The following is a 16,703-nucleotide window of genomic DNA, read 5'->3' as shown; positions in this document are numbered from 1 at the left end:
AGGTTAAGGTGGTTACAGTCTTGGGCAAATAGGTTCGGGCTCGTTAACACGCTTGCGGAACACATAGCTGATAGATAATTCCAACCCGCCCTGCCCAAATGTGGCCCGGTTGAGTGACGAGGTATTGAAATCATAACTGGCACCGATAATGAGGCTGTTTACATGGTAGCCTACATTAGCAATGGCAGCATCCTGAAAACGATACATGGCGCCCAATATCAAACCCTTATCACTGGGTAGCTTATACTCGGTGTAGGCGCCAATGGCCCGCTCCTGCGCTTTTTGCTGGCGCATATAAATGGCATGGGGTATCACATCAAAGTATTCTGAAGCCCTGAGGCGCACACCTGCATGGGCCGTATACCTAACGGGCAGGATAGCCCGGCTGCCATCAACTGCAAAGGGATCTTTAGATCTTGAAAGGTGCGACGCGCTGAACCCGGCAAATAGATTGGCATTGTGCAGCGGGTCGCCGTCATAGTAAAATACGCCTGCGCCTGCGTCAAATATGGTGGCGTTAGTATTCAGGAAATTTTCATTACTGGGGAGTGTGGGATCGAAACCGCTGCCGGGATTAAACTGGCTGCCAAACTGTGCCTTGCCCGGGTCAAAGCTGCGGTTAATAATACCTGCCTGTACGCCAAAACTTACTTTTTTATACCCATCAGAAGATACTTGGATGGCATACCCGAATGAGCCGTAAGCTGCAAAATAATTGTAACCGATATCTCCCGCTGCCTGGTTTAAAACGTTAAAGCCCAACCCCACCTTTTCCGACGGGCGGTAGTCAACCGATAATGCGCCGGTTTGATAGGCATTATTAATATTGGCGTACTGGTTTTTAAAATTAGCGTTTACCCTGGTATCACCGTTAATGATACCTGTTAATGCCGGGTTAAGGTATAACGGGTAGGCATAGTATTGTGAAAAATGCGGATCTATCTGTGCCATAAGGCGGGTTGCTGCCCCAAACTGGAGCAGCATTGCCATTAATATGATGATTGACTTTTTCATGTGAGCAGATTTTATTTAGGTGATGTTTGCTGATTAGTTATCTCAATAGGGTTACGGTACCTTTTCGTTTGATGGTTTGGCCGCTGTTCATCACAGCTTCTATGTAGTACACATACACACCTACCGGCTGGTTGCGCCCCTTGTAGGTACCATCCCACCCACTGTTTAAGCTGGTTGAACGGAACTGCAGCTCGCCCCACTGATCATAAACCGAGAAGGTGGCCCTTTGAATGTTACTGCCATAATAGAACAGCACATCGTTGTTACCATCGCCGTTTGGTGTAAAGGCGTTCGGTACAAAAACGATATCGTCATTTATAGTTACCGTACCTGTCGCCCTGAATACAGATTTGAGCCCGCTTACCGGGTCTGTCGCCTCGGCGTAGTAAATGGTGTTTGCATTCAATGACGGTGTGGTAAAGTTGGCCCCTGTAAATATTGACGTACCCCCCGTTGGCGTGGTATACCAGTTGAACACGGCATTCGCTGTTGATGACGTGGCAGTAAACGTGGTAGACTGGTTAGCACTGATAGCACGGGTTGGCGGCGTTACGGCAACATCCGGCGGGTTAGCCGCGGTTACGGTTACTGTACCTGTTGCACGGGTGGCCGATTTGACACCCGTAACCGGATCCGTAGCTTCAGCATAGTAGATCACATTACCGAATGCCGGCGGCGTGGTAAAGTTAGCCCCACTGAATATCGGCGTACCACCGGTTGATGTTGTATACCAATCGAACGTTGCATTTGGCGTGGTCGACGATGCCGTGAATGTGGTGGTCTGCCCGGTAGTAACGGCCCTTACCGGTGGCGTAACCACAACATTTGGCGGCGTTGCTGCAGTTACCGTAACGGTTCCGGTTGCCCTGGTTGATTTTGCACCCGTGGCAGGATCGGTAGCCTCGGCGTAGTATATCACATTACCTGTTATCGGCGGGGTGGTAAAGTTTGCCCCGCTGAATATCGGTGTCCCTCCGGTTGGCGTGGTATACCAATCGAATGTAGCGTTAGGCGTAGTTGATGATGCTGTAAAGGTAGTTGTCTGACCTGCTGCCACAGTGCGTGTTGGCGGGGTTACGACAATATTAGGTGGCGTTGCTAAAGTAACGGTTCCAGTTGCCCTGGTGGATTTTGCACCGGTGACAGGGTCGGTAGCCTCGGCGTAGTATATTATATCACCTGTTATAGGCGGGGTAGTAAAGTTTGCCCCGCTAAATATCGGCGTGCCTCCTGTCGGTGTGGTATACCAATCGAACGTTGCATTTGGCGTGGTTGACGATGCCGTAAATGTGGTGGTCTGCCCGGTAGTAACGGCCCTTACCGGTGGCGTAACCACAACATTTGGCGGCGTTGCTGCAGTTACCGTAACGGTTCCGGTTGCCCTGGTTGATTTTGCACCCGTGGCAGGATCGGTAGCCTCGGCATAGTAAATCACGTTACCTGTTATCGGCGGGGTGGTAAAGTTTGCCCCGCTGAATATCGGCGTACCTCCTGTTGGTGTTGTATACCAATCGAACGTAGCGTTAGGCGTGGTCGACGATGCTGTAAACGTGGTAATTTGCCCTGATGCTACGGTGCGTGTTGGCGGGGTAACTACGATGTTTGGCGGGGTTGCCAACGTAACTGTACCTGTTGCACGTGTGGTTGATTTTGCACCCGTGGCAGGATCCGTAGCCTCGGCGTAGTAAATTACATCACCTGTTATCGGCGGGGTAGTAAAGTTAGCCCCGCTGAATATCGGCGTGCCACCTGTCGGTGTGGTGTACCAATCGAATGTAGCATTAGGTGTGCTCGACGATGCCGTGAACGTAGTTGTCTGACCTGAAGCCACGGTACGTGTCGGCGGGGTAACTACGATGTTCGGTGGGGTTGCTAAAGTAACGGTAACCGTTACCTGTGCTCTGCTTGGTGATGTACATGTGCCGGATACCGCCTCTACGTAATAAGTAGTGGTTGCGGTTAAATTCGGCGTGGTAAACGTAGTGCCCGTGAATATAGCTGTACCGCCGGTACCCACATTATACCAATTGTAAGTAACCCCTGCTACCGGTGCGCTTACGCTGATGGTAGCTGTTTGATTGTAATTGATGGTTACCGCTGTTGTGGATAGCGTTGGTGTTGCCGGTGCAGGCTGCACGGTTATATCAACACGGGTACGGGTAGCCGATGCGCATCCGCCATCGCTTATCGCTTCAACATAATAACTGATGTTACTATTTAATGCAGGTGTGGTAAATGCTACGCCGGTGAATATTGGCGCCCCGCCTGTGATGGCACTATACCAGTTATAAGTATAACCCGCCTGTGGGTTAGCTATGTTTAATGTAACCTGAGATCCCGCACAAGCTGTTACGGCGCTACCATTGGCAATAACCGGGGCATCGGGCGCGTTTTGCACGGTTACCTGTACCATTGCCAGGTTATTACTGCTGCAACCGGTAGCATTAAAGGCTGCTACATAAAAATTAGTGGTAGCAGTTACCGGCCCTGTTACATAGGTTGCACCAGTGAAAAGCACATTGTTTTGCGCCGGTGAATCGTACCACCGGTAGGTAATACCTGCAACCGGGCTGGTCACAGCCAATGTTGCGCTGCTACCCTTGCAAACGCTTTGCGTTGCCGATGCCAGGGTTGGATCTGCCGGGGTTGGGTTAACGGTAACCGTTACCGCAGTACGGGCAGACGGATTACAATTACCTGCACTGGCGGCCTCTACATAGTAGGTAGTGTTAGCTGTTAACGCCGGGGTATTGAATACCGTGCCGGTGTATACTAAGGTACCGCCTGTGGCAGCGTCATACCAGCGGTAAACCAGGTCGGCTTGCGGGTTGGCAATGCTTAAAGTTGCCGATGCGCCCGTACAAACACTTGTACCGCCTGCATTTGCCTGTACTTGCGGGGCTGTTGGTACCGGTTGCACGATAACATTTGTTTGTGCACGTGTGGCACTGGTACAGCCGTTACTTGCTGCCTCAACAAAATAAGATGTATTGGCTGTTAAGTTAGTAGCGATGTAGGTAATACCTGTAAATATCGGCGCACCGCCCGTTGCTGCAGTATACCAGTTGTAAGTTACACCCGCAACAGGGTTAGTCACACTTAATGTTACGCTTCCGCCTGCACAAACAGTGGTATTAGCGGCACTTAGCGTTGGCACTGCAATTTGATTATTGATACTGATGTTTACAGCTACGCGGCCACCGTTATTTGTACAATTAGTGGTGCTATTGGCAGCTTCTACATAGTAAGTGGTATTTTGAGTAATTGGCGGTGTGGTAAAGCTGGCCCCTGTAAATACAGATGTACCACCGGTTGCCGCAGTGTACCAGTTGTAATTAACCCCAGCCTCGGGTGTGCTAACTACCAGCGTTGCTGCGCTGCCTGCACAAACCTGTACATTGGTTGATGCCAGGGCCGGTGTAGCAGGGCGCGGGTTAACGGTTATAGTTGCTTGTGTACGCGCCGCGCTGCCGCAGGTACCGTTGCTGATCTCGGCAAAATAACTCATGGTAGCAATTGGCGATACCACAAAGCTTGGCCCGGTGAATAATAACGTGCCATTTGTTGCGGCATCGTACCACCTCACGGTTGCACCGGCGGCATTGGTAACGGTTAAGGTAAAGTTATCGCCTGCGCAAATTGTAGCCGTGTTGGCAGCCAAAACCGGGTTAACCGGCAGCGGGGTAACATTTACGGTGGCGGCTACCCTATTTGGGTTAACACAACCATTTGAAGTGCGCACAGCTTCTACATAATAGGTTGTAGTTGCCGATAATGCCCCAGTTGTAAATGAGGCGCCAGAGGTTATTGGCACACCACCTGTCGCGGTTGCATACCAATTGTAAGTTATCCCGGCTTTAGGGTTACTTACCGTGAACGTTGCTGTGCTGCCTGCACATATATTGACCGTGTTGGCCGTAAGGGTTGGGGCCGAAACCTGCTTGCTGGCAAAGAAAATACTTACCGAATTCAATAAAGAAGCTACAGTGCTATTCAGCCTTACTTCTACCCTGTCGAATGCGGCACCTGGTACAAACTTGACGAGTGCAGTTGTACCGCCGGATAATAATTGTATGCGGATAAGGCTATTGTTTAGGTTTATGCGGTCGCCGTTATAGGTGGCACCGTTAAATGAAGCAATCTGTAACTGATCAAGCAAACCAACCGTAGCCAGGTTGGCCGGAACGTTGATCTTGACGGTAACGGTATCGCCCGCCAGGCCCCCATCTGCAAATATTAGCGTTTGCGCAGCATAGGCACCTAATGCGGCTAATGGTACGTTGATCTGGCTGGCGGTAGTAGTATCCGCATCCGCAGCATTGCTCGGGTTGGTCACCGTACAGCCTATACAAAGGCCGTTGATATCGATAGTTTGGGTCGACCCAAAATCACACGCGGTAGAAAATATCGGGTTAACCTTAATGGTAACCGCAGTGCGGGTTGGGCTGGTACAACCTGTTGCCAGCGCGCTTTCTACATAATAGGTAGTATTGGATGTTAAAACTGGCGTAGTAAAGGTAGCACCTGTAAATATGGGCACACCACCACTTGCCGACGTGTACCAGTTAAAGGTAGCCCCTGCTGTGGTTGATGATGCCGTAATAGTTGCGGTTTGCCCGGATTGGATCTGCCCGCCCGTTGGGGTTACTACGAGGGTTGGCGCTACCGGTGCAGGGTTAACTACTACATCGGCCTGGGCCCTTGTTGCACTTACGCAGGTACCTGACGATGCTTCAACAAAGTAGGAAGTATTAGCCGTCAATGTTGGCGTTGTAAATTGCGCGCCTGTAAATACTGGCGTGCCACCGGTTGCTGCGGTATACCAGTTAAAGGTGACACCCGGCTGTGTTGAGGTAGCAGTAAGTACAGCCGATGTGCCTGAACAGGTTTGTGTAGGATTTTGCGCCACCTGCGGAACCAATGGTGCCGAAGTTACGTTGGCAGTTACCTGCGTGCGGGTAGAGCTACCACATGCCCCCGCACCGGCAGCTTCAACATAATAGCTGGTAGTTTGGGTTAATGCAGGTGTAGTAAAGGCGGCACCTGTAAACACTGGCGTACCACCGGCCGGTGTAGTGTACCAATTAAAAGTGACACCGGCAACCGCCTGTGCAGTGAAGGTAGCAGGCTGGCCTGCACATACTGTGGCGGTTGGGTTGGTTACTACCGGGGCGTTCGGCACCGGTGTAACGGTTACGGTTACCGGTGTGCGGGTTATTTGCGTACAACCATCGGCGGTGCGGCTGGCTTCGGCGTAATAAGTGGTTGTGGCGTTTAAAGCCGGGGTATTAAATACCGCGCCTGTAAATACTGGCGTGCCACCTGTTGCAGTTGTATACCATTTAACGGTTACATGTGCCGGAACTGTTGCTGTTAAGGTAGCTTGTGTACCCTGGCAGGCGGTTACGCTTGCCACTGCAATAACAGGTGCGGCAACTTCCTGCGCGGCATCATAAATATTAAGCGCGCTCAATACGCCGGCTACGCCCGAGTTTAACCTGATCTCCACCCTATCAAAATCGGCGGTAGCCTTGAATGCTATACGGAAACGGGTGGTGCCGTTTAACAAGGTCACAGAAATGGTCGATCCATCTAAATTGAAACGGTCGTTATTAAAGGTAGCTCCATTGTACGTAGCAAGGCTTATCTGCGACAGCACCCCTACGCTGGCTAAAGATCCGGGGATACCCAGCTCAACTATCACACTATCGCCTACCCTGCCTGTATTAGCAAAGCGCAGGATTTGTTGTGAATAACCGCCTAATAAACCAACCGGAGTATTTAATTGTGCAAAGGTGTTGCGGTCTACATCGACAGAGCCATTTTCATTACTGATCCCGCAAAGCACACACAGCGTACCGCTTACGGCATTGGTTTGGCTAATAGCTGCGTCGCAAGGCACAGGGTTAACCGCAAGTGTATTAATGGTAACTGCCCCCGGTGCACGCGTTGCCGATACCGCTCCCGTTGCCGGGATTGATGCCTCGGCATAATAAGTAGTATTATTAAAATTGGTTGGCGTTGTGTATGTTGGCCCGGTAAATACGCTTGTACCACCGGTTGATGTTGTGTACCAGTTAAAAACAGCACCCGGTGTAGTGGAGCTTGCTGTTAGCGTTGCCGTTGCACCGGGGTTAACCGCCTGTGTAGGCGGCGTTACGGTAACATCAGGTATGGTGATGGCCGTAACAGTTACCGGCGCCGGTGTCCGGTCGACAGATATACAATTCCCTAAAGACGATTCGGCATAGTAAGTAGTATTTGCCGATAGTGCCGGTGTCGTAAAGGTATTACCGGTAAATATGGCTGTGCCGCCTGTTGCAGCTACGTACCATTTTACTGTTGCACCGTTGGCTGCCTGCGCGGTAAATGTTGTAGTTTGGCCGGCAAAAATAGTTGCGCTTGCCGGGTTTACGACAGGCTTAACAGGCGGATCGTTAACTAAAACAGTTATTGGGTACCTCACAGAGCCTGTACAGGTGCCCCTGGTATAATCTACATAGTAGGTAGTATTGGCGTTTAAGTTTGGTGTGGTAAAGGTTGCGCCTGTAAATAGTGATGTGCCCCCGGTTGGAGTAGCATACCAGTTGATGGTTCCGTTTGCCGGGTTACTTACGGTTAATACCGCCGGGCTGCCTTTACAGATCTCGGGAGCGGCATTTGCAAATACAGGTACAGGAAATTGCTGAATAGCATAGTAAACCTGTAAGGAAGTAAGCAAACCCGTAGCACCAGCATTCAGGCGTACAATTGCCCTGTCGTAGTTACCGGTAGCAGGCACCAAAACTGAATAGCGGTTGGTACCACCAAGGGCGCGTACGGTAAGCAGGTTATTGTCAAGCGGATAAGTGGCTACCAGCGTTGCACCGTTGTAAAGCGAAATGGAAACGCTTCCCAATAAGCCAACATCGGCCAGGTTAACGGGGCTTTGCAAAACTACTTTTACCATATCGCCCGCAAAACCCGGGGTTTGGAATTGTAAAGACTGCTCGGCGTAACCTCCTAATAAGCCCGCCACAACGTGGATGGTTGATGCCGTTGTGGTATCGGCATCGGTAGCTAAGGCGCCATTATCAACCGAACAACCTATACATATACCATTGGCCGTGCTGGTTTGCGCATTGGCAAAAACGCAGGGCGAGTTGTTATTAATGGTTACGTTAATAGTTACAGCGGTGCGGTTAGCCGATACACAACCTGTAGCATTGGTACCCGCAACATAATAAGTTGTAGTGCTAAAAAGTGCCGGGGTGGTAAACGTTGTACCGGTAAATATCGGGGTTGATGCAGTTGCAGAGGTGTACCAGTTGTATGTAACACCTGTTTGCGCGTTGGTAACGCTGATGGTGGCGGTTGCACCTGCAGCCACAGTTAAGTTGTTGGCAGTTAACACCGCATCGGCAGGTTTTGGTGAAATTGTTACGGTACCCTGTACACGTGCGCTGCTTGGGCAGCCGGTAGCATTCACCGCTTCGGCGTAGTAAGATGTATTTGCGGTAAGGGCGGGCGTTGTAAAGTTAACCCCTGTAAAAACCGGGGTGCCGCCTGTTGCGGTAGTGTACCAATTGTAGGTTTGCCCTGCAACCGGCGAAGCTATTGAAAGCACTGCTACATCGCCGGCACAAATGGTTGCATTACCGGCAATTAAGGCCGGTGTTGCTGGCAGCGGGCTAACCGTGGCGGTTACCTGCGTGCGTACCGGGCTTATACAGGTACCGCCTGCAACTGCCTCGGCGTAGTAACTTGTTGTAGTGGTTAAAACGGGGGTGGTAAAGTTGTTGCCCGTGAATATCGATGTACCCCCTATTGCGGTAGCATACCAGTTGATGGTTACATTAGGCACGGCCGTAGCAGCAAAGGTGGCTGTGGCACCGGGACAAATAGTAATATTGTTATTGGCGATAACAGGTGCCGCAGGGATCTGGTTAACGGTGACTACCACAGCTGTACGGGCAGATTCATCTGTACAGCCCGCATGCATAGCACCAACATAATAAGTTGTTGTAGCATTTAAAACCGGGGTGGTAAAATTACTCCCGGTAAATATGGGCGAGCCGCCGGTGGCTGCCGTGTACCAGTTAACCGTGGTACCCGGTATGGCTGTAACCGTTAAAGCTGCCGTACTGCCTGCGCAAACCTGGGCGTTGTTGGTCACCGCATTATTAAAGCGCACTATTGGTTTGGCTATTACCCGCTCAATTTCAAAAAGCCTGATTTGTGACAGCACATTAGCGATGCCACCGCCTAAACGCAACTGTACCCTATCAAAAGTTTGTGTTGGCGCATAGGTAATGGTGAACTTACGGTTGCCGCCGGTAAGATCAAGCAACCTTACATTTAATAAAGCACCGTTGATAGCTACCGCATCATTATTACTGGTGTTACCGTTATAGGTAGATACCTGTATATTTGATAACACGCCGGCATCAACAAGGGCCTGAGGAATTGATACCGTTAGCCTTACGGAGTCGCCAATTGTGGAGAGTGTCTGAAACAGCAGTGTTTGCTGTGCATAGGCGCCAACCGCGCCAACACCGGCGTTTAGTGTTGATGCCGTATTGAAATTACCATCGATAGCGTTCTGCGGATTAGCAACGCCCCCTACATCGACACCTAAATTTAACAAACCTGCAGATATGCCGTGCAATTCGTCGAACGCGATACCGCAGGCTAATGGAGCAGGTCCATAGTAAAATGCATCGTATACATATAAACTACTTAAGGCGCCCAACAGGCCGCCGTTAAGTGTTATCCTTACCCTATCATAAGTTTGTGTGGGGGTGATCACAACTTCTGCCTGGCTATTGTTACTGGCCGCAGTCAATAAAGTTGCTGCAGTTACGGATGCACCTGCCGGGGTGCTGCCATTGTAAGGCCTGATAGAAATTGAACCCAGCGCGGTTAAGTCGAGCAGGTTATCGCCACTGCCCAGTTTAATAGCTACCTGGGTACCCGCTGCTACCTTTGATGCCCCAGGGAAAATTAATTCCTGGTATGTAGAGGCAGCAACACCAACAGTAACATTAAGGGTTGATCGTGATTGTAAGTTACCGTCGACAGCATTTGCCTGTTCAGTAACTACGCAGCCAAGGCAAAGTAAACCGGCCGGGCTGCTTGCCTGTGTAGTGGCAAAATTCCGTTGTGCAAAAAGCTTTGTTGTAACAATTAACAACAGAAACAATACTGCTAAGTGCTTGAAAAAGAAGGTAAAGGTTTTCATGCATAATGTATTTAGGGAGGTGTAAATGGCTACACAACCCTAATTACGCACGATTTTATCAGAAGGATTAGAAACAGTTTGTTCAGTTATTTGGGACATAGCTGTGCCCGTTCACTCATACAAACGCCGTTCATTTTGTTCAGTGATTACTTACTATCCTTTCCGTTTAGGTAAGCATTTAGCTATAACGCAAGTACATCTTTTTTATTACTCCTATTTGGAATATTTTTAAAAAAATGGTTTCAAATAGCTATAAATTAGTTGCTGTACTTATAAATTAATTAACAAAACCATATACAATTAACATCTCACTACATGAGCGACTCAAACAATCAATCTACCGGCCCCGACGGGACTATCCCCGTAAATGACGCGATCACACTGACCAGAAACTGGCGAACTTACCTTGCAGCGTCGCAGCAAGGGTTTATAGCACAGTCGTTTTCTATTCCTATTGTAGATTTTCAAAACATCTTAACCTATAATCCTGATGCGGAAGCTGTAAGGGCTTATATCGGACTTGAATCTGCAACCGACCCGCTATCTGCAAAGTTGGTGTTGGTACCTGTTGTTGACGGCCAGGATGTGCTTTTCATAGACACCACCACGCCGGGAGGTGTAGGTGGCGATCCTAATTCCAGCAATGTGTACGATCTGACCAATGTATGCCCGCCAACCTGCGCGGCTACAGGCAGTCCATTAAGCGAATAATTTATTTTCATTCGCCAATTATGTTTGTAAGCACTATATTTAAAGCTTACAAACATAATTGATGCTGCTTTTCTACACTACGTACATTGTTCCCTGGAGTGTACTTATCCCTGCAATTTTTGGCCTGCTCTATTATAAATATCTGCCATTGCCTTACAGGATAATATTAGGTTTCGTAATCTTCTCAGGCTTAGTCAACTCTGTAAATCTTTTCATGATGCATATACTCCATATGCAAACTATCATTATCTTTCATATCTACGCTGTCTTCGAGTTTCTGTTTTTATCGATGTTTTACAGGTGCTTTCAAAATAAGGCAAGGCGTAACTTTATTTCGGCACTTATGATATTGTTCGCAATACTTTGTGTGGTCAACTTCTTTTTCTTTCAAAAAATAAACGCTGTTAATACCTATACGCGCACATTTGAAGCTGTAGTTATCATGGCGTATTGCGTACAATTCATTTTTACGCAAAGCGACATCGACTTAGAGAAAAATTGGGGCGAAAATGGTTTAAACTGGATAAACGCCGGGATACTCATCTACTATTCCAGCGGCATATTCCTATTTATGTCATCAAATTATTTAATTCACGCAGATAGATTTTTTAATGATGCCGTGTGGGCAATTATCGATACGATGTTAGTAGTTGAATATATTTTATTTGCAATAGGCTTTTATAAATGCAAGGCACAACAGACAATATCTTTATCTTCATAATACTGGGTATAGCCGGCACTTTTTTGCTGGTAGTATCATTTATACTATTTTCTATCCGCAACCAAAACAGGCTTTTAAAGCAACGACAGCAATTCCAACAGTCGCAAATTGCACATCAAAAAGATCTGCTACACGCTATTATCGAATCGCAGGAGACTGAACGAAAACGTATAGGCCAAGACCTGCACGACGATGTAGGCACCTCGCTATCCGGCTTACGGCTGATGATAGAAATGTTTGAACCCGCAACAGCAGCAGATGATCATTACAAAACGTTTGCCGCATCAAGCAAAAGTGTAATTGATAAAATAGTAAAGGATGTGCGGAACATTTCGCATAACCTATCGCCAACCACCCTTCGGTATTATGGCCTTATTGCTGCCGTTACCGAACATAGTACGATCATCAATCAATCGGGCAAATTGGAAGTTACGCTTGTTAATGATGCAGACGAGTTGTTGCAGAAAATAGCATTGCCCGCTGCCACGGCCATCTATCGTGTGCTGGAAGAATTACTGAACAATACGATCAAACATTCGGGCGCAAGCAAAGCCGATATTAAATTCGCTATGAACGCAACCCTACTAAACATTGAGTACCGGGATAATGGCAAGGGCCTGCAAACCACTAACGAAAATTTGATGAAAGGAATGGGAATGCAAAACATAGAGAGCCGCCTTTCAAATATCGGTGCGGCGTTCCTGATAACCCCTTATGCCGGAAAAGGTTTCCACATAACAATTACTTGCCACGCAATATAATATGAGCGAAATAAACATAGCTATAGTTGATGATCAAAACCTTTTTAGACAAAGCCTGGCTTTACTTATAAACTTTACCGAAGGCTTTAACTTAGTGGCCGAATGCGAAGGCGGCCAGCATTTACTGGATAGACTGGCAAACGATAGCCTAAAAATAGATGTAGCCATTATTGATATGGATATGCCCGGTATGAATGGTATTGAGCTTAACAAACTATTGCAAAAGAGCCACCCTAAAATAAAGGTGATCATACTATCCGTGCATGTAAACGAGATATTGGTTACGCAGATGATCAACACCGGCGCGGCATCATACCTGGCAAAAAATTGCGACAAGAATGAACTATCCCTGGCCATTAGGACCGTTTATAAAACCGGCTTTTATTTCAATAATGATGCTTTAAAAGCCATCAGGAACAGTGGCAACCATAGATTACAAACTGTAGATGCCCTAACCAGTTTGCCCGTTGCCTTAACAGACCGGGAAACAGAGATACTTAAGTTGGTTTGCCAGGAATACAGCAATGCAGAAATTGGTGCCGAATTATTTTTGAGCGCACGTACCGTTGAAGGTTACAGGATTAAGATCATCAACAAAATAAATTGCCGCAACACTGCAGGCATGGTGCTATTTGCCATAAAGCATGGCATAGTTGAACTTTCTTTGTAATTTTTTTACTACAAATATAAAACCAAGCATGCGTAGAAATACGTATTTCGCGAAATGCGTATTTCTACGCATGCTCTATTTACGTATATCACAAGTTAACAAATCACCCCCCAGACAATAACTTGTTTCTTATTTGTACTGATTTTCCGTTGCTATTAACTATTATTAAATGTATTTTTTTAATATAAGAAAACAAGTTGTTTTAAACTACCGTATAAGGTGATACATTTACCACTATAAAAGACAGTTGTATTAGTTTTTTTAGTGAGTAATGGAGATTATATTTATAAGCAACCAGATAAAATACGACATTTTGAGCATACGGGGATTACCCGCTGAACATTGTTATAATTTATTGGGCAGCACAATTTTAAGTTCAATTGGGTATGGAGAGAATGAGGAACAGTTTAGAAAACTTGAACACAAATTGCAAAGCATTGCAAACGAATATCAAACCGGCAGATCAATATCAAACGGAGATATTACGAGAGAAACAACCGTTAGCCAGTGTATACAACTGGTCATATAATGAGTGTGGGTTACAATAGCAGATACTGGAGGATACATGACGATATTTTTACCTCAATATTTCGAAATTTTAAAAGGAGCGGTTCTTAAAAAGGCCGGCCTTGCAAGCATCACACCTTACGGTTGTAAAACACTGTCTACCAACATCTTTGCCGAAACTAAATTCAGCCTGAGTGAAACTACGCTCAAGCGCGTTTATGGTTTTGCCTTAAGTAAATTTAACCCGTCGATATTTACTATAGATACGATGGCTAAATATTGCGGCTACCTGGGTTGGGATGACTTTTGCGAAAAGCAAAATGTAACCAAGCCGGTAAAAGACGCTAACCAAACAAACGATTGGAATTCTTTAAAACAAAGTGCAAATAAAATTACCACATTTACGCTTCAGGCCTTAAAAAACAAATCAGGCATTCCATATAATCAAACCATTAAAAGGCGATTTGTAGATGAACATCTGGATGAATTCTTAAACGGCGATTACTCTGCAACAGTTTTTTGTGCGCCGGCCGGCTGTGGTAAAACAATAGGGCTTTGCCACTGGGTTGAAGAGCACCTTTCCCCACAGTTATCCGCATCCAATAACGACATTATTCTTTTTTTCAGCAGCAGCGCAATAATGAACGTTTTTTTAAGCGGCCGTAATTTGACAGATTGGGTACTGGGCTTGCTGGGGTATAGCAGCGATGCAGACATGAATTTACTTACTGATCAAAATCATGAAAAAGAGGGAAATTTTATTCTGATTATAGATGGATTGGATGAATATGCCTACAAGACGGATCAGTTTCAGCAACTAATAAACCAGCTTATTGATGTATTTGCTATGTATAAATACACGCCCTGGTTTAAAATGGTACTTAATATGCGTACAACCACCTGGATCAATAACCTGCATATCTTACAGGCTAATACCGAAAGATGGTTTAATGGTTTTGCTAAACAGATTGATACTTTAAGCGGCAATGTACCTTTATTTAGTGTGCCGGAGATAAAAGAACTTTGCCTTAATATCAACCCTTCTATACAAAACTTCATCGCTTTTGACCTGGCCGAGCATTTTAACCACCCGCTATATTTTCAGTTTTACTATAAGGAATACAAAGAAGATTTTACCCTTAACAACATTGATCATGTTTGCATATATGAACTGATATCAACTTTTATACTCAACAAAGTATACCTGGGGCAACACTCGGCCGATAAGTTAACATTTTTAAAGCTGCTGGTGAAAGCCATGGAGCTTAAAAATCATAGCTACCAGGTACCTAAACTGAAAATAAACTCCGCTATAAAACAATATCCCAATGCCTATAACGAACTGCTATCTATTGGCTTCATACGCGAACTTAATACCAGTACCTCGTTTGGCTACGATACCAACATACATTTTGGAAACGATAGTTTTTTACAACACACGCTTGCTAAAGAACTTTTGCAGGATCACGACTTTATATTTGACGAAAAGCTAATTCAAAGTATAAACCTGCTTTTTGATAACGAGCATAAACTTTACATACTTAAATGGTGCATTATTTACGCAACTAAAACCGCGCAGCAAAACAGTTTTGACATGCTGCCAAAAGCGCACTTAAATCTTAAACAAAAATCAAATCTGATCTTATTTTTAGGCGACTTGCTTGACAAAGCCTGTTCGCCGGTCAAAAAATCTGAAACCATCGTTCAGTACTTTAAAAAAGACAGCAGCGATGAGTTCTTTAATTACTTTTTCGGGATGGAATTTATCTGTTCAGATTATGAAAAGACCTTGCAAACGCTTCTTAAATTCGAATTATCTAACCGTAAAAAAATAATAGCCTACACCGGTTTAGCTACTATAGCCGTACTGCAACTCGATATGAGTAAACTGCACAGGTATATTAATACGCTTAAAAGTTTCCCGCAAAACACTTTTCAAAAATTCACTATCAACCCGCTAACCTGCCTGGAAACATTGTATCAGTTTTTTAAATACGGGCATATAAAAAAGGATCTGTTTGTTGACATCACTAAATTCAATTTTAACCCAGCGTTGTATAGCAATACTTTTCCGGATGATAGCGCCGATGAATTGATATATATTTTGGCGGGTAACGCACTTTTACTTTGTAACAAGCCCCAAAAAGTGATACGGTTTGTAAATGCATTACGTAAGCTTTATAAGAAACCATTAGAACCATTCACCCCCTATATTTTCTTTAAAAAAACGCTGATTGCACAGGCATATACCTTGTTAGGTGATACCGCTCAGGTATTAGAAGTTTATAAGAAGGTAGCAACGATATACAGTATGGAGGAGGACTCCTTTACCCCGTATATGAAATCTATGTTCAATGCCCTTAAAATTAAGAAAGCTATCCTGATAGAAGATTACGAAAGTATCCCTGCTTATTTGAAACAATTAACTACGGTATGCGGTTCATCGGGCAACAAATTGTCTCGGGCCTTTATTTACGCAGCCATTTTGAAAACTCCACAAATTGCGCAGTTAAACCCGGCCTTTTACCAACAAGTACGATACGAAAACATGAAGATTTTGCGCGAAGGGGATTTAAGGCCAGATCTTTTTGTGCAGGCAGAAGTTTTAAACAATGCTTAATTGCAGGGAAGTATTAAAAGGGGCTAACGTAGATAAAAAAAGCTATAGCCTGTAAAATAACGTTGGCGTAAATGCCGGCCAGTACATCATCTAACATAACTCCGGTACCGCCGGGCAAGTCTTCCATCCTACGGATGTAAAGGGGTTTTACGATATCAAAAAAACGAAATAGTACCAGCCCGGCAATTAAAAGGTAAATATTTTGCGGGATAAAAAGCATGGTAACCAACATACCGGCAACCTCATCTATCACCACACGCGAACTATCCTTGCCCCAATCGGCCTCTACTACGTTCCCAACATAAATCCCTAAAACGGTTATCAATATTGTGATTAAAAGCAGGTAAAAAGGGCTTACAAACCAGGCCTGCTGCCATAATAAATAGAGTACGGCACAGGTAATTACTGCAGCAACCGTGCCGCCGCCCTTTATATAACCAACACCAAATATGGATGCGATAGCTTTATTCATCTTTGCT

At 45.9% G+C, this 16,703-nt stretch carries 8 protein-coding genes; 5 read left to right on the top strand and 3 right to left on the bottom strand.

Going from position 1 to position 16,703, the window contains the following annotated elements:
- Positions 1-12: 12 nt before the first annotated feature.
- Both IDJ76_RS19655 and IDJ76_RS19650 read right to left on the bottom strand, forming a co-directional pair.
- Entirely contained in the window at positions 13-1,014 is a 1,002-nt protein-coding gene (locus tag IDJ76_RS19655; RefSeq protein WP_191165856.1) for a PorP/SprF family type IX secretion system membrane protein, read from the bottom strand.
- 37 nt (positions 1,015-1,051) lie between these two features.
- Complete coding sequence (locus IDJ76_RS19650; protein ID WP_191165854.1) at positions 1,052-10,234, bottom strand: gliding motility-associated C-terminal domain-containing protein; 9,183 nt, start codon at positions 10,232-10,234, stop codon at positions 1,052-1,054.
- 315 nt (positions 10,235-10,549) lie between these two features.
- Between IDJ76_RS19650 and IDJ76_RS19645 the strand changes: the two genes are divergently transcribed.
- The 5 genes from IDJ76_RS19645 (at position 10,550) to IDJ76_RS19625 (ending at position 16,224) form a co-directional block, all read left to right on the top strand.
- Positions 10,550-10,945 (top strand): hypothetical protein, encoded by a 396-nt coding sequence (locus IDJ76_RS19645; RefSeq protein WP_191165852.1) that lies wholly within the window; start codon positions 10,550-10,552, stop codon positions 10,943-10,945.
- A gap of 61 nt (positions 10,946-11,006) precedes the next feature.
- Complete coding sequence (locus tag IDJ76_RS19640) at positions 11,007-11,666, top strand: hypothetical protein (protein WP_191165850.1); 660 nt, start codon at positions 11,007-11,009, stop codon at positions 11,664-11,666.
- A complete protein-coding gene (locus tag IDJ76_RS19635) occupies positions 11,630-12,427 on the top strand; it encodes a sensor histidine kinase (RefSeq protein ID WP_191165848.1) in 798 nt (265 codons plus the stop codon). The genes IDJ76_RS19640 and IDJ76_RS19635 overlap by 37 nt, the downstream gene beginning before the upstream one ends.
- A 1-nt stretch (position 12,428) precedes the next feature.
- A complete protein-coding gene (locus IDJ76_RS19630; RefSeq protein WP_191165846.1) occupies positions 12,429-13,097 on the top strand; it encodes a response regulator transcription factor in 669 nt (222 codons plus the stop codon).
- A 565-nt stretch (positions 13,098-13,662) separates the two neighbouring features.
- Positions 13,663-16,224: an NACHT domain-containing protein gene (locus IDJ76_RS19625; protein WP_191165844.1), complete on the top strand. Its 2,562-nt coding sequence runs from the start codon at positions 13,663-13,665 to the stop codon at positions 16,222-16,224.
- 13 nt (positions 16,225-16,237) lie between these two features.
- Here IDJ76_RS19625 and IDJ76_RS19620 read toward each other — a convergent pair whose 3' ends face one another.
- Positions 16,238-16,696: a phosphatidylglycerophosphatase A family protein gene (locus IDJ76_RS19620; RefSeq protein ID WP_191165842.1), complete on the bottom strand. Its 459-nt coding sequence runs from the start codon at positions 16,694-16,696 to the stop codon at positions 16,238-16,240.
- Between the last annotated feature and the right edge of the window lie 7 nt (positions 16,697-16,703).

It is taken from the genome of Mucilaginibacter glaciei, from assembly GCF_014773245.1.
In the GTDB taxonomy this organism is placed as follows: Bacteria; Bacteroidota; Bacteroidia; order Sphingobacteriales; family Sphingobacteriaceae; genus Mucilaginibacter; species Mucilaginibacter glaciei.
This window is presented reverse-complemented; position numbering and strand designations above follow the sequence as displayed.

What these genes read in the sequence shown, in the direction of transcription:
- IDJ76_RS19650 (WP_191165854.1), bottom strand. Translation starts at nt 10,234, where the DNA reads ATGAAAACCTTTACCTTCTTTTTCAAGCACTTAGCAGTATTGTTTCTG.
- IDJ76_RS19640 (WP_191165850.1), top strand. Translation starts at nt 11,007, where the DNA reads ATGCTGCTTTTCTACACTACGTACATTGTTCCCTGGAGTGTACTTATC.
- IDJ76_RS19625 (WP_191165844.1), top strand. Translation starts at nt 13,663, where the DNA reads ATGACGATATTTTTACCTCAATATTTCGAAATTTTAAAAGGAGCGGTT.
- IDJ76_RS19620 (WP_191165842.1), bottom strand. Translation starts at nt 16,696, where the DNA reads ATGAATAAAGCTATCGCATCCATATTTGGTGTTGGTTATATAAAGGGC.
- IDJ76_RS19655 (WP_191165856.1), bottom strand. Translation starts at nt 1,014, where the DNA reads ATGAAAAAGTCAATCATCATATTAATGGCAATGCTGCTCCAGTTTGGG.
- IDJ76_RS19645 (WP_191165852.1), top strand. Translation starts at nt 10,550, where the DNA reads ATGAGCGACTCAAACAATCAATCTACCGGCCCCGACGGGACTATCCCC.
- IDJ76_RS19635 (WP_191165848.1), top strand. Translation starts at nt 11,630, where the DNA reads ATGCAAGGCACAACAGACAATATCTTTATCTTCATAATACTGGGTATA.
- IDJ76_RS19630 (WP_191165846.1), top strand. Translation starts at nt 12,429, where the DNA reads ATGAGCGAAATAAACATAGCTATAGTTGATGATCAAAACCTTTTTAGA.